The sequence below is a fragment of the Sporomusa sp. genome (assembly GCF_035561255.1).
Taxonomy (GTDB): domain Bacteria; phylum Bacillota; class Negativicutes; order Sporomusales; family Sporomusaceae; genus Sporomusa.
The window spans coordinates 1-19,960 of the sequence record NZ_DATMXX010000329.1 but is presented as its reverse complement, the minus strand read 5'-3'; the positions used below and the strand labels follow the sequence as shown (position 1 = coordinate 19,960).

At 44.2% G+C, this 19,960-nt stretch carries 20 protein-coding genes; 8 read left to right on the top strand and 12 right to left on the bottom strand.

Annotated features, from left to right (window positions below; genetic code table 11):
- Nucleotides 1–110: 110 nt before the first annotated feature.
- From VN379_RS18170 to VN379_RS18155, 4 genes are all read left to right on the top strand, one after another.
- Nucleotides 111–998 (top strand): LysR family transcriptional regulator, encoded by an 888-nt coding sequence (locus VN379_RS18170; protein WP_325536405.1) that lies wholly within the window; start codon nucleotides 111–113, stop codon nucleotides 996–998.
- Between the two features lie 139 nt (nucleotides 999–1,137).
- A complete protein-coding gene (locus VN379_RS18165; RefSeq protein ID WP_325536403.1) occupies nucleotides 1,138–2,463 on the top strand; it encodes a putative DNA modification/repair radical SAM protein in 1,326 nt (441 codons plus the stop codon).
- Complete coding sequence (locus VN379_RS18160; RefSeq protein ID WP_325536401.1) at nucleotides 2,442–3,266, top strand: TIGR03915 family putative DNA repair protein; 825 nt, start codon at nucleotides 2,442–2,444, stop codon at nucleotides 3,264–3,266. Before VN379_RS18165 ends, VN379_RS18160 begins: the two co-directional genes overlap by 22 nt.
- 88 nt (nucleotides 3,267–3,354) lie before the next feature.
- Nucleotides 3,355–4,407 (top strand): hypothetical protein, encoded by a 1,053-nt coding sequence (locus tag VN379_RS18155; RefSeq protein ID WP_325536399.1) that lies wholly within the window; start codon nucleotides 3,355–3,357, stop codon nucleotides 4,405–4,407.
- A gap of 15 nt (nucleotides 4,408–4,422) precedes the next feature.
- Here the strand turns inward: VN379_RS18155 and VN379_RS18150 are convergent, their stop codons facing one another.
- Entirely contained in the window at nucleotides 4,423–5,634 is a 1,212-nt protein-coding gene (locus VN379_RS18150) for a divergent polysaccharide deacetylase family protein (RefSeq protein WP_325536397.1), read from the bottom strand.
- Nucleotides 5,635–5,877: 243 nt separating this feature from the next.
- On the opposite strand from VN379_RS18150, the gene VN379_RS18145 reads away from it, so the two are divergent.
- From VN379_RS18145 to VN379_RS18130, 4 genes are all read left to right on the top strand, one after another.
- Nucleotides 5,878–7,746, top strand: coding sequence for a methyl-accepting chemotaxis protein (locus VN379_RS18145; protein ID WP_325536395.1), 1,869 nt, complete (start codon nucleotides 5,878–5,880; stop codon nucleotides 7,744–7,746).
- Nucleotides 7,747–7,748: 2 nt separating this feature from the next.
- Nucleotides 7,749–8,075 carry an STAS domain-containing protein gene (locus tag VN379_RS18140; RefSeq protein ID WP_325536393.1) on the top strand — a complete coding sequence of 109 codons (327 nt, stop codon included), beginning with the start codon at nucleotides 7,749–7,751 and terminating at the stop codon, nucleotides 8,073–8,075.
- Nucleotides 8,076–8,254: 179 nt separating this feature from the next.
- Nucleotides 8,255–8,623: a response regulator gene (locus VN379_RS18135; RefSeq protein WP_325536391.1), complete on the top strand. Its 369-nt coding sequence runs from the start codon at nucleotides 8,255–8,257 to the stop codon at nucleotides 8,621–8,623.
- 14 nt (nucleotides 8,624–8,637) lie between these two features.
- A complete protein-coding gene (locus VN379_RS18130; protein ID WP_325536389.1) occupies nucleotides 8,638–9,516 on the top strand; it encodes a hypothetical protein in 879 nt (292 codons plus the stop codon).
- Nucleotides 9,517–9,616: 100 nt separating this feature from the next.
- Here VN379_RS18130 and VN379_RS18125 read toward each other — a convergent pair whose 3' ends face one another.
- From VN379_RS18125 to VN379_RS18075, 11 genes are all read right to left on the bottom strand, one after another.
- Nucleotides 9,617–10,111 carry a YajQ family cyclic di-GMP-binding protein gene (locus VN379_RS18125; RefSeq protein ID WP_325536387.1) on the bottom strand — a complete coding sequence of 165 codons (495 nt, stop codon included), beginning with the start codon at nucleotides 10,109–10,111 and terminating at the stop codon, nucleotides 9,617–9,619.
- A gap of 244 nt (nucleotides 10,112–10,355) precedes the next feature.
- Nucleotides 10,356–12,206: an ASKHA domain-containing protein gene (locus VN379_RS18120; RefSeq protein ID WP_325536385.1), complete on the bottom strand. Its 1,851-nt coding sequence runs from the start codon at nucleotides 12,204–12,206 to the stop codon at nucleotides 10,356–10,358.
- A 139-nt stretch (nucleotides 12,207–12,345) separates the two neighbouring features.
- Nucleotides 12,346–12,729 carry a hypothetical protein gene (locus VN379_RS18115; protein WP_325536383.1) on the bottom strand — a complete coding sequence of 128 codons (384 nt, stop codon included), beginning with the start codon at nucleotides 12,727–12,729 and terminating at the stop codon, nucleotides 12,346–12,348.
- Nucleotides 12,722–13,315 (bottom strand): GTP-binding protein, encoded by a 594-nt coding sequence (locus tag VN379_RS18110; RefSeq protein WP_325536381.1) that lies wholly within the window; start codon nucleotides 13,313–13,315, stop codon nucleotides 12,722–12,724. Before VN379_RS18110 ends, VN379_RS18115 begins: the two co-directional genes overlap by 8 nt.
- A gap of 152 nt (nucleotides 13,316–13,467) precedes the next feature.
- The gene (locus VN379_RS18105; RefSeq protein WP_325536379.1) at nucleotides 13,468–13,692 is read right to left on the bottom strand and encodes a hypothetical protein; all 225 of its coding nucleotides are present in this window, start codon (nucleotides 13,690–13,692) and stop codon (nucleotides 13,468–13,470) included.
- Between the two features lie 69 nt (nucleotides 13,693–13,761).
- Nucleotides 13,762–14,391: a cobalamin B12-binding domain-containing protein gene (locus VN379_RS18100; RefSeq protein ID WP_325536377.1), complete on the bottom strand. Its 630-nt coding sequence runs from the start codon at nucleotides 14,389–14,391 to the stop codon at nucleotides 13,762–13,764.
- A 56-nt stretch (nucleotides 14,392–14,447) separates the two neighbouring features.
- Entirely contained in the window at nucleotides 14,448–15,251 is an 804-nt protein-coding gene (locus VN379_RS18095) for a methyltetrahydrofolate cobalamin methyltransferase (RefSeq protein WP_325536375.1), read from the bottom strand.
- Between the two features lie 119 nt (nucleotides 15,252–15,370).
- A complete protein-coding gene (locus VN379_RS18090; RefSeq protein ID WP_325536373.1) occupies nucleotides 15,371–16,573 on the bottom strand; it encodes an MFS transporter in 1,203 nt (400 codons plus the stop codon).
- A gap of 128 nt (nucleotides 16,574–16,701) precedes the next feature.
- Entirely contained in the window at nucleotides 16,702–18,021 is a 1,320-nt protein-coding gene (locus VN379_RS18085; protein WP_325536371.1) for an S-layer homology domain-containing protein, read from the bottom strand.
- A gap of 64 nt (nucleotides 18,022–18,085) precedes the next feature.
- Nucleotides 18,086–19,198, bottom strand: a complete 1,113-nt coding sequence (locus VN379_RS18080; protein WP_325536369.1) for a uroporphyrinogen decarboxylase family protein — start codon at nucleotides 19,196–19,198, stop codon at nucleotides 18,086–18,088.
- Nucleotides 19,199–19,570: 372 nt separating this feature from the next.
- On the bottom strand, nucleotides 19,571–19,960 hold a 390-nt coding region (locus VN379_RS18075; RefSeq protein WP_325536367.1), incomplete at its 5' end, for a hypothetical protein.

The window sequence follows — 19,960 nt, the reverse complement described above, 5'->3', positions numbered from 1 at the left end:
ATATGAACAATAATATTCCTGCTCTACCAGGCTTTAACAGGAAATTTTATCTTACTCTGTCGAATTAGTTGACTATAGTTTAGTCCGCACAAATTAATTGAGGTGAGCGCATGTCTTACATACAATCTTTAACTGTATTCTCATATGTTGCCGAAGAGGGAAGCTTTTCGGCTGCTGCAAAAAAATTGGAGCTTACACAGCCAACCGTTTCGTTCCACATTGATAACCTGGAAAAGAATTTTGGCTGTCCCTTATTTATCCGGACATCCAAAGGGGTCTCCTTAACAATATACGGCGAGAGACTATATGAGACTACCCGGATAATAAACGACCTGGTTGCCGGCACCCACAAAGAAATTCAAGCAATGGCGCAAGGTTCAGCCGGCCGGATACTTCTTGGCGCCAGCACAATTCCTGCAGATTACATCTTACCGCCGCTCCTATCGTATTTCCTTAAAGCCCACCCCGGCTTGAGCATATCCTTGATAACAGGGGACAGTCATACTATCTTAGAGAAATTTAGCCAGGGTGAGTTTCCGATTGCCGTAATCGGCACTAAGCCAGATGCTAGTCTTATTAGTCAGCCGCTATGGACTGATAATCTGATCCTTGCAGCCCACCCGAATTACAAAACAACAGCCCAAAATCCCCCGTCTAAAGACTGGTTACTTACGTTGCCGTTCATTTTACGTAAAAAGTCGTCTGGCACAATCAGCTCCGCCCTCAATGCTCTAAGTCGCCTCAATATCAACCCGGACGACCTCAATATTGTTATGGAAGCTGGCAGCAATCAGGCTGTAAAAGCAGCTATCCTGAATGAAATAGGGGTTGGCTTTATTTCGGCCTGGGCTGTTGAACCAGAGCTTACCTCCGGGCAGTTAGTTGCACTGCCGCTGCCCGGACCGGTAATAGAGCGTCAATTTTACGCAATTTGCCGCCAACCGCTACTGCCGGCATGCCTGGGATTATTCTGGGAATACCTGATTGCACAGAGATAAAAACAACAGTTTTTTTATTATACACCCAGAACAAATGTTTGCAAAACATTTGTTCTGGGTGTATAATTATTTTAGAACTACCTGATGGTTAACGCTTGAGCCTTTCAAGACATTAAGATTAAGCAAGAGAGTGATTCATGTGGATGTTTTCGATAAGTTAAAAATTCTAACCGATGCGGCAAAATATGATGTAGCTTGCACATCTAGTGGTGTGAATAAAAAGGCATCGGCCGGAGGAATTGGTAGTGCGTCCGCTTGTGGAATCTGTCACAGCTTTTCGGCAGATGGGCGGTGCATTTCTCTGTTAAAAGTATTGCTGACCAATGTTTGCGCTTATGATTGTAAATACTGCGTTAATCGCTTGTCTAACGACACGCCGCGGGCTTCCTTTACGCCACGGGAATTAGCTGAGCTGACCATCAATTTTTATCGCCGAAATTATATTGAAGGCCTTTTTTTGAGCTCTGGTGTGCTGAAAAATCCAGACTATACTTGCGAACAAATGATTGAGGTCCTGCGAATTCTGCGACAAGAGTATCGGTTTTCGGGATACATCCATGCCAAGGCCATCCCCGGAGCCGACAGTACACTGCTTGCCAACCTTGGTATGCTGGCTGACCGAATGAGTGTGAATATTGAGCTGCCATCTCAAAATAGTTTGCAGTTGCTGGCACCGGACAAGTCCAAACATTCCATTTTTACACCCATGGGCTATATTCAAAATCGCATACAAGAAAATTCGCGAGATTTAGCAAAGTATCGGCATGCAGCCAAGTTTGTTCCTGCCGGACAGAGTACTCAGATGATCATAGGCGCTACGCCAGACACAGATTATCAAATTTTAAATTTAACCGAAGGCCTTTATCGGAAATATAAACTGAAGCGCGTCTTTTTTTCTGCCTATATGCCAGTAGCTGAAAATAGTCTTCTACCTACATTAGATACAAAACCACCGCTATGGCGTGAGCACCGGCTTTACCAGGCGGACTGGCTATTACGGTTTTACGGCTTTGCCGCTAACGAGCTTCTTGATCAGCAACATCAAAGTTTTAATCCCTATTTAGATCCTAAATGCAACTGGGCACTCAATCATATGGATTTTTTTCCTGTGGATGTAAACCGTGCTCCCTATCGTGACTTGCTGCGAATACCAGGCATCGGCATAACCAGCGCCAAGCGCATTGTAACTGCCCGACGTACAACGTCGCTCTATTCTGATGACCTGAAAAATCTGGGGGTTGTCCTCAAGCGAGCGCAGTATTTTATAACCTGCGGTGGAAAAACAGTGGACGGCATAAAGATCACACAAAATATGATGCTCCGCTCTTTACTATCCGAGAAAACGCTGGAACTATATCATGCAAATTTCTCCTTGCAGACAGAACAGCTTTCACTTTTTGCCCAGCCGCCGCTGCTCACCTTTCCACAGGAGGATATACGAAAATGCATAACCAGTCAGATCTGATTTACAGCTATGATGGAAGTTTTGATGGATTATTGTGCTGCGTATTTGAAAGTTATGAAAAAAAAGAAATTCCACTAGATATTCTACTGGCAGATGCATCCCAGCCCCTGCTCTTTTCCGCAAAAAAAATTCATACTGATTTGTCAAAAGCAAGTCGAGTGTTAGCTTCTATCCCTAAAAAAATGGGTACTTCAGCGCTAAATTTAGTACGACACGCCTTTTTAACTTGTCTTGTTCAAAAAGAGTTGTACATCCTGCTATTTCTGCGACTAGGGTATAGCTATGGCCCGACTGTAATGAACATGCTAACCGACGACGTAGTGAATACACTCTTTAAAGCAGTTAATCACTTAAATAGGGAAAGTCATTTGCTAAAGGGCTTCCTGCGGTTTTCTATTTTTAATAACGTTCTCGTGGGCGAAATCGAACCCAAAAATTACGTACTGCCGCTACTGGTGCAGCATTTTTGCGAGCGTTATCCAGAAGAGCGCTTTTTAATCCATGATAAAGCACATGGCATGGGACTAGTGTATCAGCCATACCAGTCTGCGGTCATTCCTATTGGAGCTCTTGAATTGCCGGAAGTAGATGAGGAAGAGCAAACCTTTCGCGAACTATGGCAATTATTTTATGATACTATTGCGATACAGGGACGGCATAACCCACAATGCCGCATGAGCCACATGCCTAAGCGTTACTGGGCATACATGACAGAGTTTGACCGCACACAAAAAAATACCACGCCAAAGCTGCCTGGCTCTAGCGTGAAATTATTGAGCATGGGATTGGCTAAGAGTAACTAAGAAAGATTTATCATTTCCTGGAAGCCAAAAGAGGAAAACTATGGATATTAATCGAAGCTATATGTAACTTTATAGAAGGAGCGACATTATGCAGGCATCCATATTAGTCTACCGCTTATTTGATACTGCCGACTCTATCGACCTGGTTAAGGCTGAATCCCTGTTGGCTACCGGCGGTCATGTATCAAGGCTGCGCCTGACTCGTGTTTCACCCAAAGCCATCGTTTTTAAAGATCCGCCAGTCACCGTCATGCTGGCTCAGCAGCAAATCCCTGTCGGTGATCGTACTTTTCCGGCTGATGTCCGCGCCAGGATCTATGACTTCGGCGTAATTAGCATTATTATGCAGGTGAATCTTCCTGATGATTTTGTGTATCAGGATCTAATTAACCTGGCCCCAGCCATCGATCAAATGCCTGATATATTTTTTCTCCGCACACTTGAGGCTGTCCTGACTGGCATCAGACCGGCGCTCAAAAGCGAACACGCATCAATCGTTGAAGAAGATCTGGTGGTCTATTATTTCAAGGAATGGCATCAGGACTGGGACCCAGTACCTGTTCTCCTTGCTGACAAAGAGCCTGTCAGTCCCGAAACACGGCAGGAAACATTGGCGAACCGTTTATCTTATGCAAATGATTTTACCCTGCTCGGCTGGAATACGGTAATTGTTTATGACCCGTCCGGCAGCCCGGATATTCCCGACCTGCTGGAGTTTGCCAATGCGCAGTTTCTGGAGCTGCGCTATTATGATCTGATGCTCAACCAGGAGATTGACAAAATGTATGATGCGATTACCGAAGCCGAACGCACCGTTGTCTACCGGCGGCTGGGCAGGTATCGCCGAATCAGGCGGCAACTCTTAGAGCTGATGGCTGATATTACCTCTGTCACCAGCGAAATTGAAAATTCGCTAAGAATCACAGAAGATGTTTTCTACGCCAGGGTATATACAACCTACCTGCGTATCCTGCGCATCCACGACTGGACGGCCAGCATTGATCAGCGGGTAGAGGTTATTCAACGCAGCTATAACCTGCTGACTGATGAAGTAGTAACCAACAGAGCCGAAATCATGGAGGTTGCAATCATCCTCCTCATAGCTTTTGAAATAATATTATCTCTTGTAAAATTTCATTGATAGGTTAACAAACCTTTATCTAACCAGCTGATCTGCATATACCAGCCTGATGCCGGCTGCCTCAATTTCCGGGATCATTTCCCGTACAGCAATGACAGAATTAGGCCGGGCATGACCAATGACCGTTACACTGCCATTTCTCTGAGCCATAGCAACTGCTTTACGCAGTTGTTTTTTTATTAACTCAACATCTGAGCTGTTATCTAAAAACAGCTCATTTTCTCCTGTCCGCAGCCCAAGCTGCCTTGACACATCAGCCGCCACCGTTTTGCCGTTGGTACGACTGTCAATGAAAAAAAGATTATGCTCTTTGATAACACTCAATACAGTTTTCATCACCCGCCGGTCTGCAGTTGCCTTTGATCCCTGATGATTATTGACACCTTTGAGGCCAGGTATCGAAGCAATGGCTTTCTCCACCCTCTGCTGGATCTCTTCATCAGACATATTTACAGTAATGACTGTCGGCTCTACCTCTTCAGCCACCGATAACGGCTCCAGCGGCAGGTGCAGCATCACCAAATGGCCGGCGCTAAGAGCCTTTGACGCCGCCTCATTACTGTATGGGCGATATGGCAACACAGCAAATGTAATCGGTCGTCCCATATTAGCATATTCGGCAATTGGTTCCCTGATATAGCCAAAATCATCAATCACTATCGCCATATAACCAGCCTTACTTTCCGTTTTTGGCTTAGGCGGTAATGCACCCTTTTCTTTAGCAATATAGATCCTGTCAGTTACCAGGGTTAGCGGTTCACTGTTTAGGCTATCCTTGATACCGACATCAATACGCACAGCCGGCGCGCCGTTATAAGTATCTGGTTCAGTAGCGATTACCTTACCGCCGGCTTTAGCAGCAAGTGGGGTTAACACCTGTTCCACCGCCTCCGGTGACCTTGTTTCCGGGAGTACAATAAGCATACTCCGGGTATGCCAGCGGATAATCCCCTCAACCCCGGTGCGGGGAACCTCCTGCTTAGCTTCTTTCACCGCTGTAGGTGTTACATTAATACTGTTTAGACCGCCATCAACAGAGGCATGAATTTTATTAGCTGTTTCTGTGAAGTCAAGTACCACACCGGCTCCCGTCTTCTCCAGATTATAGCCAGGATTAGGCTGCATTGGAGCCTTTTCGGGAGGGTGACTGGTTTGATAAAAGATGATTGCTGCCAAAATAGCGCTGAGTGCCAGTATCCATTTAAGATTATTGCTTTTTTTCGCCATAGCGGTTCTCCTTGTGTGTTGTGCACCAATTAATTTTCCATAATCATTATATATTTGGGGTGATGTTAATGTCTACCCGCTTTCTACTGATTCTGTCATTATAACCAGATAACAGAAACTTAACATAAAGTTAACACACCCTTAAAATACCAGTGCAGGATAATCTCTTGCCAAAGACTAACAGTTTATAGCAAGAGCAAAAATGACTTATGAGAAAATACTTGCACGATAAAGGAGTACAGCGTGAGCTTATTAAAGCGCATTACAGCCAGAAGCAAGCTACCAAAAAAATTCAACATTCAAATCCCTGCCAGGTTGCGTTGTCAGCTAAAGCTGCCTGAGGATCTAAAAAAATTCCAGGTAAAAGCCTTTTCGACTTTGTTGTGCCGCTTCAGTCTAAGAGCAAAGCTACTCATTGTTGTAGCAATTTTTTCGCTATTATCTATTGTTATTGGAGTAGTCGGATTACATAGCATAAAGACTGCCAATGATGCCCTTAAAACAATGTACACAAGCCGGATCCTCTCTCTCCAGGAACTTAAAATAATGTCTGAGGCACTCACAGTAAATGTCATAGATACCTGCCACAAGGTCAGCGATGGCCACATGGCCTGGGCACTGGGCAGAAACAGGCTAGATGAAGGGGCCAAAATTATCAAAGACCAGTGGAGCACCTACAAAAGCCATGCAGCAACAACGGAAGAAGAACAGATGATCGCTCAGATTGACGGTTTCCTGGGCATGGCAGATGGAGCACTGACCAAAGCAGCTGATATCATGATAAAAGAAGATAAAGCAGCCTTGAGGGCTTTTATGATCGAAGAGTTGTACTCAAGCATTGAGCCTGTTTCAGGTAAACTCTCCGAACTTATCAACCTTCAGCTCGAGTTAGCAAAAAGAGAATATCAGAGCGCTGATAATCGGTACAATTGGCTGATCATGCTGTTTTCGGGCATGATTGTTACAGGGTTAAGTATCGCCATTGCCCTGGCACTCTTCATCCTGCGTCAGGCGCTCCGGGAAATTCACAATATGGTTACCTGCGTTGAGCAGGTTGCCTCAGGCAACCTGGCATTATCAGAAATTACCGTTACTACTAACGATGAAATTGGCCGCTTGGCCACAGCGATCAACTCTATGGTCAGGAACCTGCGCTCCCTGGTAAAAACAGTCTCCGTATCAGCCGAGCAGGTAGTGGCTGCCTCTGAGGAAACAGCTGCTTCAGTTGAGCAGGTATCCTCTACAGCTGCCGAAGTAGCAGGTAACAGTTCCCGGCTGGCCGCTGACGCAGTTGCCGGTACAGCCTCGGTTGTTGAGGTCTCCAAGTCGCTGTTGGAACTGTCCTCACTTGTTGATATTGCCAAACGCGAGGCCACCTCAGCAGCTACTAACTCCAGGACAACCCTGAACACTGCCCTGGAAGGGCGCGACACAGTCACCAATACAGTAGCCTGTATGGGCAACATCAAAGACAAAACACTTGAAGCTGAAGAGTTAATGACCACACTCAATCAATATATTGCCAAAATTGGTGCCATCACTGACACAATAACCGGTATTGCCTCCCAAACAAATCTGCTTTCATTAAATGCTGCCATCGAAGCCGCCCGGGCCGGTGAGGCTGGACGTGGCTTTGCCGTAGTAGCACAAGAGGTCCGGAAGCTAGCTGACCAGTCGACCAAGGGAGCAACTGAGGTGTCGGCACTCATTCAAAGGGTAAAAGAAAGTACCACAGCCGCCGCGCGGGCCATGCAAGGCAGCAGGGCCGAAGTGGAAGACGGGGTAGCCAGCGCCAGCCAGGCTCAAAGTGCGCTGGAGAATATCTTTGCAGCGATAAACAACACAGTAACTGACATTGAGGCCGTCATGGCAATCACCGATGAAGAGGTCACCCAGTCAGACCGGATTATTGATCTAATCGACTCATTGGCCACAGTTATTGAAAACACCGCTCACCAGGCTGAAGAAGTCTCAACAGCAACCAATCAAACGGCAACCGTCATGGACTCTCTTGCCGCAAACTCGACCGGCACCAACAAAATGGCTGCCAGCTTAAAAGCAGCTATTGCATTCTTTAGGACCGAGCATTGTACAAATAAATTGGAGGCGTGAAAATGGAGAACCAAGAGTTTATTATAGAAAACTGTCAGGTTATCGCAAGTCTGGCAGGAAACCTGCAGGGCGAGCTGGCTGCCCAAATCCGGGAAACCATGCTGACCTATATAGCGGACGGCTACTGCAACTTTAGCGTTGATTTTTCCAAGGTAAATGATATTAATTCAACCGGGCTAGGCATGCTTGTCAATATTCAAAAACGCGCACTGCAACAAGGTGGCGATATCATTATTCACGGTCTGCAGGGTACTGTTAAAGTAGCCTTCGACCGTACCCGGCTGAGTAAAGCCTTTACCATCCTTGATTGTAAAAACGCGGTAGCGTAAACTTAGTAAGTACAACAGACAGCGAGATTGCTCACTGTGTTCGCAATGACTAGTGTGGCAATCTCACTTAAATTTAGAATTTAACTTCTTTAGTAACCCAGCATATTAAACGAATTGCAGGATTTACCAGGAATATTTAGAATGTAATATAGATTATTCTTGTAATGGAAGGAGTTTTAATGGTGAATACGTGTGTTGCCGAGGTATTAATCTGCGATGATTCAATGCTTGTTCGCAAAAAACTACGTGATTTATTAGAAGAAATGCATTGCCAAGTATATGAAGCCAAAAACGGGATCGAATGTGTAGCTATTTTTAAGAGCCAAAAGCCGGGCATTGTTTTTATGGATATTGTTATGCCTGAATTAGACGGCTTGGAGGCGCTCAAGCAGATTAGAGAGCTTGATAAATGCGCTAAGATTATCATGCTGTCATCTACCGGCACCTCAGCAAAAGTATTGGAAGCACTTAAATACGGTGCAACTGATTTTATCCAAAAACCTTATAACAAAGACCAGATTGCCAAGGCTGTCGGCTATTCGGAATAGTAAAGGAGACAACGATGTTTACTCAATATTTTGGCCAATATCTCTTCAATAAAGGCATTATCTCGGCTGAACAACTCTGTGACTTACTGGCTTATGAACAATCTGCCCGGGTAAAGCTTGGTGTCCTGGCCCTTAACGCAGCGCTAATGACAGCAACGCAAATCGAAGAGGTTCACGAGCTTCAGCGAACCATGGATCGCCGTTTTGGCGAACTTGCTTTAAGCAAAGGCTATCTAAGCCAATCGCAGCTTGACAACCTGCTTACACAGCAAAGCAGCCGCCATTTAGCTTTAAATCAGGCCATACTTGATAAAAAATATCTCACACTAGGCCAGCTGGAAGCCGCTCTTGAAGGCTTTAAGCAGGACAATCAATTGTCCCAGGAGCTGCTGCAGTCATTACAAAGCGCTGACATTGATCAAATTGTTCGCTTATTCTTTGACTTTCCCCATGATCAATTGGGCAGTTTGCATTATGATTATGTGGCTCTATTATTAAAAAACATCGTCCGTTTCCTTAATGACCAGCCGCTATTGTCTCGCCCGTTGCCACTGACCCGGCAGCCAGAAGGCTGGATTATATCCCAGCAAGCTATTGGCGATCAAACCCTTTCTACCGCCTTGCTCCTCAGCGATTCAGCACTCATCGACCTGGCCAGCCGTTTTAGCCAGGAAGAACTAACCCAGGTTGATGAGTTGGCGAAAGACAGTGTAGCCGAATTCTTGAATCTGCATAATGGCCTTTTCTTAATCAATATGTCGGACAAAGGCTTAGAACTCGACCTTAAACCGCAGACTTTTGCGGCCGATTCTGATAGCATCAATTTAAATGGTTATCGTATCCCGATTACCCTCACCTTTGGCTCTATCGAACTGATATTCTCGATCACCTAATCTAACAACATCGAAAATGCAAAAAAAAACGCTAACACTTCAAACGTTAGCGTTTTTTATATGGGCTTGCGCCAAGGCCCGGCGCAAGCCCAGCTTTATATTACGAGCGGAAGTTAATGCACTGCAATTCTATTCCAAAATCTTTTTCCCTTAACTTTTGAATAACGGCCTGCAAATCGTCCTTTTTCGCGCCAGTGACCCGCAATTGATCATCCATAATTTGCGCCTGGACTTTTAGCTTCTGATCTTTAATATAGGCTATTACCTCTTTCGCCTTTTCTTTACTGATCCCTTTTTGGATGGTGACTGTTTGTTTCACAGTACCACTAAATGCAGACTCAATCTTACCCGCATCCAGACACTTTAACGGAACGTTACGCTTAACCATTTTTGTTCGCAAAATATCGAGCATAGCTCCAAGCTTATACTCATCCTCGGCTGATAATTTTAAGGACTCTTTATCCATAACAATCTCAGCTTTGCTGCCTTTAAAATCGTAGCGCTGACCAATCTCTTTAGTAGTCTGATTGACAGCATTATCCATTTCCTGCATATCTACCTCTGATACAATATCGAAGGAACAGTCTTTCGCCATAACAAGTACCCCTTTCACCCAATAGCTTTAGTCAAAAATATAATACCATATTTCTCTATTTTATCCAAAAAACCTGCAAATGTAACTCCATTCAAATCCACTCTCACAACCGGTTGAGCACCACTTTAAATAATACTACAATAAGGGCAGGACTATATTTAGCCCTGCCCTGCTGTATTTATTGATTACATTATCCTTTAATCCCCGCTTGAAATTATAGTGCACCTGCTTTTTTACACGCGAATTAACTTGGGGGAAATGAAAGATTGGCCAAAAATCGCTGTTGGAAACCAGGCTGCGCTGCCAATTCTATATAATTAACTTTATCGGCAATCGCAAAACATCTTTGCATTTTTTCTGCAGATAGCAATGCCTGAACGGCCCCTGTACCTGCTGCATTACCGGCCGAGCAGACAGCCTCCTTCCTGCCTGCCGGCAGCATTCCAATAGTCAAAGCACTGTCAACATCAATATAATTACCAAAGGCGCCGGCTAAACATACTGTTAACTCGCTTTCACTCTGCAGCCTTTCCATTAGAAACTGGATACCGGTATATATTGACGATTTGACTAGTTGGATCTGTCGTATATCGGCTTGAGTAATTGAGATATCAGCCCCACTAGCGCTATTTTTCCCTTCTACAAGCACAAACTCCCATTGCCCTCCCTGATTCTTCAACCGCTGTTGCAGGGATTCCGGCAATTTCGCAGCTGCGGCCTTAGTAAAACGTCCGCTTGTATTTACCAGGCCTGCTTTCACCAATTCGGCAACAGCCTTAACAATACCTGAGCCACAGATACCGGCAGGTTTGCCACTGCCAATTACCTGCACTAGGACATCCTGCTCTGTCATAACAACATCTGTGATGGCACCATCGGCCGCACGCATACCATCCCGGATATGAGCCCCTTCAAAGGCAGGGCCGGCGGCGGTTGAACAGGCATATAACAGATTGCCGCTACCAATAACCATTTCGCCGTTTGTCCCTAAGTCTACCAATAACATTGGTGTTTCCAAAATATCCTGATCTACAGCCAAAATCGCAGCCGTCGTATCTGAGCCAACAAAACTTGCAATGTTAGGCAATACCATGATTTTTCCCTGAGGGTTGATCTCCAGTTCAATATCCTGCGGATTGAGTGGTGACATATACTTAAATAAAGCGGCATACGGCTTACGTACCAGCGTTGACGGAGAAATCTCCAGGACTAAATGCGCCATAGTGGCATTACCGGCTATAGTTACTGCATACACGTCGTTTGCAGTAAGCCCTGCCGCACTGCATAGTTCAGCAATGATTTGATTTAAACAACGCCGGATGAGCTGAGACAACCCCTCCAGGCCGCCGAGCAGTTCGTGGGTTGCCTGAATCCGGGAAATAACATCCGCCCCCATCGATGCCTGCGGATTATTTTTTGAGCACACTGCCACTACTTTTCCGGCATTAAGATCTACCAGCATGCCGACAACGGTGGTTGTCCCAATATCAAACGCCACACCATACAGCACCTTTGATGTGTCATCTGCTTCAATCGCTATAGCTTTATCAGCAAAGAGGGTAATGGTAATAAGCTCCGGTTTTGTTTCTACCACTTCACTTAACCGCCGCAGCATTGCTGCATTATCAATAAGCCCGGTACTATTAAAACTCGGGTCCTCGCTTGTGTGTACAGACAAGGCTTGCCGGATCATGTCCTGCAGGGAGTAATGATTATCTACGGTAGGATAGGCCGGAGACAAAACCACTTTTTTTACAAGCGGCATACTATCATCAACAATTATTTCGGTAGCCTGACCTTTTTGGCTTGCCTGTGCCTTCTTTAAAATAATAGTGATGTCTCCCTGGGGATAAACCTGGCAGGCCAAATAAGTATTATCCTTGCCGGGTTGAGCCTGACGTCCGTTTTTATCAATAACCCGGCCTGTACTCACCTGTATCTTACACTTACCACACGTCCCTTTACCGCCACAGTTCGCTTCTATAAATACGCCCCCGTCAATGAGTGAACGTAAAATGGTCTTTTCCTGTGAGCACGGCAGACACCTGGCATCACCTTCAATTAATAAAGTATAGGTTGAGGATGCCTCCATCATGTGTAAAACCTCTTTCCTATTATCATTCATAGAAACCAAAAAGAAGAACTACTATTTAATTAATGGGTAGTTCTTCTTTTGGCGGAATGTATGTAGCGCGCCTATCAACTAAGACAGGCGTCGAAACAGCATGACTGTATCAATTACAGGTACTCTCTTTGCGCAAAGCCGCTAGTGAAGCATCCACTGCCTCTGCTATGACCGCATCATTATACCCAAAGATTAATACATTGATATCCAGATTGATACTATTAAATTCATTGACTAAGTCAGTAGCCCACTGAGTGGAGAACCTTACATCGACCCGATCCAGCCGGGTAAGCGATACAAAGATAAATTCCTCATCCGGCAATTTGACAAGCACCTTAATATGCCCCACGATAATACCATTATGGGATAATGGTCTGCCAATATCCTGGATCAACTGCTTCACCAGTTTCTCAATGCCGGGCTTGGTAACAGCCTTTCCAAAAACAATATGATGGGCCTTACTATAAACCGAAGCATCTGTTAGTTTATTCAAAATGAACTACCTCCTCAATTACATCCGGAGGCAATTTATTTGCGGCACTGGCGACCCGAATCGGTGCATTGCTGACTAACTCCCTAATATCAGCGATAATCTCCGCCTGGTCAGAACCGGCAATATCCGCCTTATTAATAATAACAAAATCTGTTTTTTCAACCTGACTGGTAACAAGCGGGCCAAGAACCTCTTTCAATTCCGGCCAGCGCCCCATGTCAACAATAGTTATTGTCTTAAAGCCTGTGTAGAAATGGCAATATTCGTTAATCAGCTTGGCAATGTTGCCGGGAATCGCCAAACCGGTCATTTCAATAATAAGCCAGTCTGGTTTTATCGTATCATGGATCTCCCGCACTGCTGTTATCAGGTCACTGGTAATCTGGCAACATACACAACCGCCAAAAAGCGGCCTTACCTGTAAACCACTATCAGCTAATAGTTTGTCATCAATGCCGGCTTCGCCAATCTCATTCTCAATAAGAGCAACGGTTTCCTGCTTGTTTTCAGTAATATATTTGGCAACTTGTAATATTGTCGTTGTTTTACCAGATCCCAGGAAACCGCCGAAAAGCAAAATACGCATATTTCCCTCCGATTCTTGAGATAAAACTAATTTATTAGCCAACCATTATCAAAACTGGCGAGTCTTCTTTTGTTCCCCGATGCGGGAAATCCGGGTTGCTAACAAGCAACCCGGATTGAGCACTGTTGGGATAATCCAATACAATCATTACTTCACTTTCGGGAAGCCTTTGCGCTTTGGGGGGCTTCTACAGGGACTTCCTGCTCGGAAAGACAACAAATTTCTTTCGCAATGCTTAATATTCTGTTGATGATTGGAGCGATCTCATCCCTGTCATATCCTGCTGTCAATTGGGTCTGTGCGTCCTGGTTATCAGGCAAGGTATCAAACTCATTTTCACTGGCGCAGACTTTCGTCTTTTTATCTTCACAATTCATATAGAGCAGACACCCTCCTTCAATTCATAATTTGTAAGTATCGCACATCCAATGTATTGACAGAAAGAATTAGTTAGCGCTTGAAGCTGTTTTAGACATTTCAACGGCATCATAGGCATTCTTACAATAGCCATCAGCACTGCACCATTTAGCAACACTCTCGTCAACCGGACCGCCACCAACCAACACGGTGGTTTTAATACCACTGGCCTTTACGGCAGCAACAGTTTCTTTCATTACATCAAAAGCAGTAGTCAACAGACAGAACATACCAACAACATCAGGTTTATGAGTTTTTACGGCCTCAACAAACGCTTCAATAGGAGCATCTACACCGACATCTACGACTTTGAAGCCGTTACAGCTCAAAATTGTAGAAACGATATTTTTGCCGATGTCATGAATGTCGTCTTTTACAGTACCCAGGATGACGGTACCGATTGTTTTGCTGTCTCCGGAATCAGCAAGAGCTGAACCGAGAAGAGCGGCTGCATTAGCAAAAACCTCTGCCGACATAATCAATTCGGACAGATAGTAGTCACCAGCTTCATACAGCTTGCCTACACCCTCCATACCACCCTGGAGCTGTGCAAGAATTTCAACTGCAGGTACACCAGCTGCCAGTTGTTCGTTTACACCGGCAATTACCAAATCTTCCTCTAACTCAGTTACCGCTTTTACAAGATCAATCTTTGACATTCAATCTCCCCCTAATTATATATATATTTATTTATGAATAGGCTTACTTCTAGTTTTTACTCGTAAAGCCCTTTTCTATGAGCCTTCAGGTATTTAGCGCAATATCGATCATTGCCCAACAAGGCCTGCCCGGCATATACCACACCCATCATAGCTTTGTCGGTCGGATTCAGGATATAACCATCCATTCCCACTGTCATGGTTTGTACTACAAATAGCCGATTGAGCACAGCCCGGTTGGGAAAGCCGTAGGATATATTGCTCAAACCGCAAGTTAAGTGTACGGCGGGATATTTATTCTTAATCGCGTAGATCGCATCCAATACCGATTTGCCATACTTATCATTGGTGCTTAACGGCTTAATCAGCGGATCAATATAGATGTCATCCTGCTGGATGCCTTCTTTCGCCATGTCATCAATAAGCTTACTGGCAATACGCAAACGATCTTCAGCCGTTTCTGGCATACCGGCATCTTCTATACAAAGAGCAACAATCTTAGCATTAAACTCTCTAACCAACGGGATAACCGCTTGATAACGTGTTGTTTCAGCCGTTGTCGAATTGATCATGCGCTTACCATTGGTAGTCTTAGCCAGCGTAAGTCCGGCTCTTAGTGCATTCACATCAGGACTATCAATACACAGAGGCATGTCAGTAACCTCTTGGATCGTATTTACCAGCCATTCCATACACTCTATTTCCTGTCCGACCATTGTTCCGCAGTTTACGTCCAGATAATTGGCACCGGCTGCCTCTTGCTGTTTGGCAACCTCTTGGATATATGCTGCGTTTCTTGTTTCAACTGCTTCACGAATCGCCTTACGGCTGGTATTAATAAGTTCCCCGATTATTAGCATGTAATCTTTTCTCCTCCAGTCAGTTATTTGCGTTGTATATACATCTATATATAGAATAACTCCGACTGATCTTTCTGTCAATACCTTTATCTCATATTTCAAAAAAATCACGCATTAAATCATCTTTTTCCTGCTAACCCAAGCTCAGGCAGCAATAATAAAATTGCGCCATATATTAGATAGCCAATACTAATATACAAAAACACCTGATCTACGTCAGGTCCTGCCAGCGGTATAATAACATAGGATGAGAGTATGAAAGCCCCGGCCATTTGCAGCATGCTAATAAGCCCCCCTGCACTCCCGGCATAAACCGGTCCAATTTCCGGAAGTGAAATGGGAAGTGACATAACAAGTGGAATAGAAACACCTAGTAAAATTCCGGTGACTATAAGTAGTATCCAGGTAAGTGAACCAAATGGAACAATCCAGGCCAGGTAGGAGGTGATTGCACCGAGAATTACAGTTGGCGCGAGAAAGGGTCTTATCAACCCGACTCTAGCGGAGATCATAGGCCCGATAATGGCCCCAGCCATAATAGCCAGCGATAGGAAAGATGCAACCAGGCCGGCAAGAACCGGATTGATTCCTTTGGCTTGGGTAAGTGCAGTGGATAAATACCCGCTTTGGGTAACAAAGGTACCCATATAGAAAAACATAGCCAGGGCTCCAAACCAGATATTTTTGCTTTTTACGACCACACCCAAATACTCTGCAAGTGGCTGAACTGGAACATCAGGTGCCCCGGCAGGTTTGGACTTAACAAACAGTAGCCATAAGATTAAGTTACACAGGGCGATAATTGCAGAAGTCGTAAAAGCTTTTTCAATAGATGGGAAAAGTGCCGAAGTTGCCAAAGCGGCCGTGATACCAGTAGTGGCCCCTGCTATATATATTCCCATTACCATTCCCAGTTGCCGGGGTGGGAACCAAGCACCCAGGATTTTGGCAACATTCGCATTAAGAAAAGCCAAGCCAAAGCCTAGAATAAACATCCAGACGAAAAGAACTTCAAAACTGGTTGGGCTGATACGACCGAAACTGCTTATTACGGTGAGTGCCAGACCGCCGGCTATGACGTTTTTAACACCATAACGATCTGCCAAGGCGCCGGCAGGGATACCAACTATAGCACAGGCTAACATGGGAGCAGATAAAGCCATAGCAAATTGGCTGGGCTGAAGATGTAATGCCGGTATAATTTGACTGGCTAAGCCACCTATTTGATATATTAAATAGTTTAAGGTCAGGTGTGTAAGAAAAATTATTAGGAGTATTATCCAACGAAAAGAGCTATCTCTTTTATTTATTATTTCACACATCTTTGGAACTATTCCTTTCTGCTTTGCTTAAAGCACGCATTTTGCTATGGCCAGTTAAGACATGAAGAAAACCGCGGGCAACAGCCACGGTTTCTTCATACGCACAAGCATTGCAGCAATGCCAGTTATTAGAAAATCCAGGTTAACTGGCTAATCAAGAATTTCTGACTCTTGTCTGTTAAACCTAAGCCACCTACTTTTACAGCTTGCAAATCACCATAGATGACTGAAAGCATCGCCTGTGGCGCAACCGTTACTTCAACTCCATATTCAAAACCTTTAACATCGTTGATACTGCTGCCTTGCGCAGGATATGTCCAGTTATTGGGAGCGTTTAATGCGCCAGTATATTGTAATATATCAAAACCATTGTCAGCCTTCCGGTACCCTACCCAAGCACCTGATGTTCCTACTGCGAACGGATTTGCCCCCTTATATTTTACCTTAAGCTGCATTCCCTTTGGTGAATCGCCACCATTAAAGAACTTAGCCATGGTTGCAGTGTTTACACCATACTCACCTTGCAGGTTGATATTAGGTATTCCGGTATATTCGAATCCCACTGCTTTAGCATCATAAAAATTGAGACCAGAGTTGGAATCTTCATTATTGGAAACATAAGCAAATGACATGTTAGTATTCTTGTTTAATTTAAATTGCGTATCGGCTAGCAGCCAAGAATAGTCTGTTTTTTTACCAGAATAAATGCTCGTCTTCACATCATTGCCAAAGCTCACTCTTCCGCCATCTAAATAGGGGGCACTAAACAATAGCCCTTTGCCGACTGTGGCAATAAATCTTCCTGCAGCCCACTCAAAATTACTATTCTTACTGGCATAATAAGCTTCCTCAAACTGGATCGAGCTATCTGTTCTCGTATCACCTGATATAGAATCATTTCCGAGTGTAGCGTGAAAGTAATTGTTGCTGTCAAACTTTTTGTCTATAAACAAGTAATAAGCTGTGCGAATTTCCGAGCTATCCTCTGGTTTTCCTGTGTAATAAGGTAGCCCCCCAATAGCATCATCAGCTAAAAGTGAGCGCGGATTCTCGGTCCATTCATGCCTGATTCGCGCTACGCCTGAAAACTTCAAGCTATTAGCATCCTTGTCCTCCAGTGTTTTGACACGCACGCCAAGACTTATCAATTCCTTCGAAAACTCAGCCGACAACTTTTCCAATAAAGCCTTGTTCTCGGCATTAGCCTTTTCTTCCTTAGTAAGAGCATTAGCCACAATAAGAGCCATTTCATACCTTGTCATAGTTTTGTCGCCACGGAAAGTGCCGTCGCCAACTCCATCAATTAAACCAGCATCAGCCAGCTTTTTCACAGCATCATATGCCCAGTGTTTAGCCGGAAGGTCACTAAAGGTACTACTTGCAGCAGATGCCAAATTGGAAATGCAAAATACCATCAGTACAGCGAGGATAATCAACAATCTTTTCATTATTTTCCCACCTTCTTTTACTTTTAGAGATAAGATCGTCTCACTATACGGTACTAAATCTCTTTTATTTACCAGTAGCTGCAGCAATCATGGCTTTCACATTCTCAGGTTTTGCATTAAGAGGAGTGCAGCAGCCCACGGCCAGAATGAAGCCATCTGGCCCTAAATCGGTAATCAGTTTACTGCTGTACTGGTATACTTCATCTGGTGTTCCTAATGCAAGCATGGCTGCCGGTACGTCACCCATGATACACATATGGCCGCGCAATACTTGTTTGGCCTTATATAAATCAGTATTGCTATCAGAAGATAAGATACACTTACCTTTAGGGAACTCTTGTAAATATTCTATAGCCCGGGTCCAATTATTGTCCCAATGGAGTAATGCATAAGATCCTGAGTCAATTACAGCTTCTACCTGTCTTTTAAGAAATGGTAAAGAAAAACGTTCCCACATTTTAGCCGACATATATTCCGGTGCACACCGGGTTGCTCCTGTAAATACGGCAAACGGTTTAATCTGCTCGATTTGCCCTTTGATCACAGCAATCATTTCTGTGGTAATAATATCTATTACAGCTTCTACTTTATCTGGTATCCGGTACAAATCTTTAGTTAAGTTTGCCATTCCCCGGGCACTTGATAGAACATCAAAGGGAACCCCAAAGATTAATGGGCTAAACGGCACAATCCCGGCATTCACATAGTTTGTCACTATTTTCTGCCAGTCAGACGATATGTACTTTTGTAAATCAGGTACAGCAAGCGGCAGATACTTTTCAAATACTAGCTGTTGATAATAGGTAAACCCTTTGTCTAAAATGACATCATAATCCTCCGCAGACATCGGTGAGATTTCATCAATTTGCCATTGAGCATCCGGAGGCAATTCCCTCCCAGGCAGTTTTACCTTGGCGAAAGTTGCCGCTCCTAAGGCATGAACGCAAGGCACTAAATACTGAATACCATCGATCTCGCCAAGTTGAGCCAGTGACTTCAGATTGGTTTGACTACTAACCTCCAGATCTTCAAGATAGTCGGCTAAAGATACTCCCATGTGCCGGGCAAAAAAAGAATCGGCAGCTAGAATGACCGGCACCCGGTCTGGTGTTCCCAGTGAAATTGCAGTAGTAAGCCTGTTGAAATGTGTACCAAATAATTGCTGACTATTCTCCATGATTCCTCCTTTAAGTTTAGACTAGTTAGGCATTGCATGAGATAGCATTTAAATGTCCCGATAACTAACTAATTAACGCAATCTTCATGCATTTATACTACAATGGTAGTCCCATATACACTTGCCGTCAAATTCCTATAATTCTGAAAACTATTCCTAACAATCATACTAAATTAGTTAGGCAATCTAGCACTGCTGAGGAATTTTTATATTCGATTATCGCCGGAAGATAATGCCCCTGCCAGCGCAAAAAAAAAACGAGACTGATACAGACAGTCTCGCTAATGCGTTCAAGGACAACGAAGGTGGGTACGTTTTCCTCGGCTTCCTCAACAAGCAGATTCAGCTTACGCTAAAAATCTATTTAAAGCTCTAAAAGCGGGTTTTTACCTTCCAGGAATTAAAATCAACTTTGCTGGTGTCATGAATCTCAAATTTCCAAGACCGAATACCCTGGTGGTTTAACATCAACTCGAGATTGTCAAATGACCTCTTAATGATTTGTGGGCCATCATCGGTATTAAGAGTAATCTCGACACTCGCCTTAGGTAGCCAGGAAATAAAAGACCCCCTATTATAGAAGTTACCTTCCACAATCAATGTAGTATCATCTGTAAAATATACCTTAGACGGGAAAAATTCAAAATCTGTCGCCGCCGCCGAAGCATTTCCTAGGATTAGGACACTTATAGCACAAATCACTATTAATAGCCATTTAAACCTCATATCCATTCTCCTTTTTTGTATTACAAAAACATTATT

Coding starts and splice junctions, on each gene's coding strand:
- VN379_RS18105 (WP_325536379.1), bottom strand. CDS start 13,692: ATGAATTGTGAAGATAAAAAGACGAAAGTCTGCGCCAGTGAAAATGAG.
- VN379_RS18110 (WP_325536381.1), bottom strand. CDS start 13,315: ATGCGTATTTTGCTTTTCGGCGGTTTCCTGGGATCTGGTAAAACAACG.
- VN379_RS18155 (WP_325536399.1), top strand. CDS start 3,355: ATGCAGGCATCCATATTAGTCTACCGCTTATTTGATACTGCCGACTCT.
- VN379_RS18100 (WP_325536377.1), bottom strand. CDS start 14,391: ATGTCAAAGATTGATCTTGTAAAAGCGGTAACTGAGTTAGAGGAAGAT.
- VN379_RS18130 (WP_325536389.1), top strand. CDS start 8,638: ATGTTTACTCAATATTTTGGCCAATATCTCTTCAATAAAGGCATTATC.
- VN379_RS18090 (WP_325536373.1), bottom strand. CDS start 16,573: ATGTGTGAAATAATAAATAAAAGAGATAGCTCTTTTCGTTGGATAATA.
- VN379_RS18085 (WP_325536371.1), bottom strand. CDS start 18,021: ATGAAAAGATTGTTGATTATCCTCGCTGTACTGATGGTATTTTGCATT.
- VN379_RS18125 (WP_325536387.1), bottom strand. CDS start 10,111: ATGGCGAAAGACTGTTCCTTCGATATTGTATCAGAGGTAGATATGCAG.
- VN379_RS18135 (WP_325536391.1), top strand. CDS start 8,255: ATGGTGAATACGTGTGTTGCCGAGGTATTAATCTGCGATGATTCAATG.
- VN379_RS18080 (WP_325536369.1), bottom strand. CDS start 19,198: ATGGAGAATAGTCAGCAATTATTTGGTACACATTTCAACAGGCTTACT.
- VN379_RS18140 (WP_325536393.1), top strand. CDS start 7,749: ATGGAGAACCAAGAGTTTATTATAGAAAACTGTCAGGTTATCGCAAGT.
- VN379_RS18170 (WP_325536405.1), top strand. CDS start 111: ATGTCTTACATACAATCTTTAACTGTATTCTCATATGTTGCCGAAGAG.
- VN379_RS18150 (WP_325536397.1), bottom strand. CDS start 5,634: ATGGCGAAAAAAAGCAATAATCTTAAATGGATACTGGCACTCAGCGCT.
- VN379_RS18160 (WP_325536401.1), top strand. CDS start 2,442: ATGCATAACCAGTCAGATCTGATTTACAGCTATGATGGAAGTTTTGAT.
- VN379_RS18095 (WP_325536375.1), bottom strand. CDS start 15,251: ATGCTAATAATCGGGGAACTTATTAATACCAGCCGTAAGGCGATTCGT.
- VN379_RS18120 (WP_325536385.1), bottom strand. CDS start 12,206: ATGATGGAGGCATCCTCAACCTATACTTTATTAATTGAAGGTGATGCC.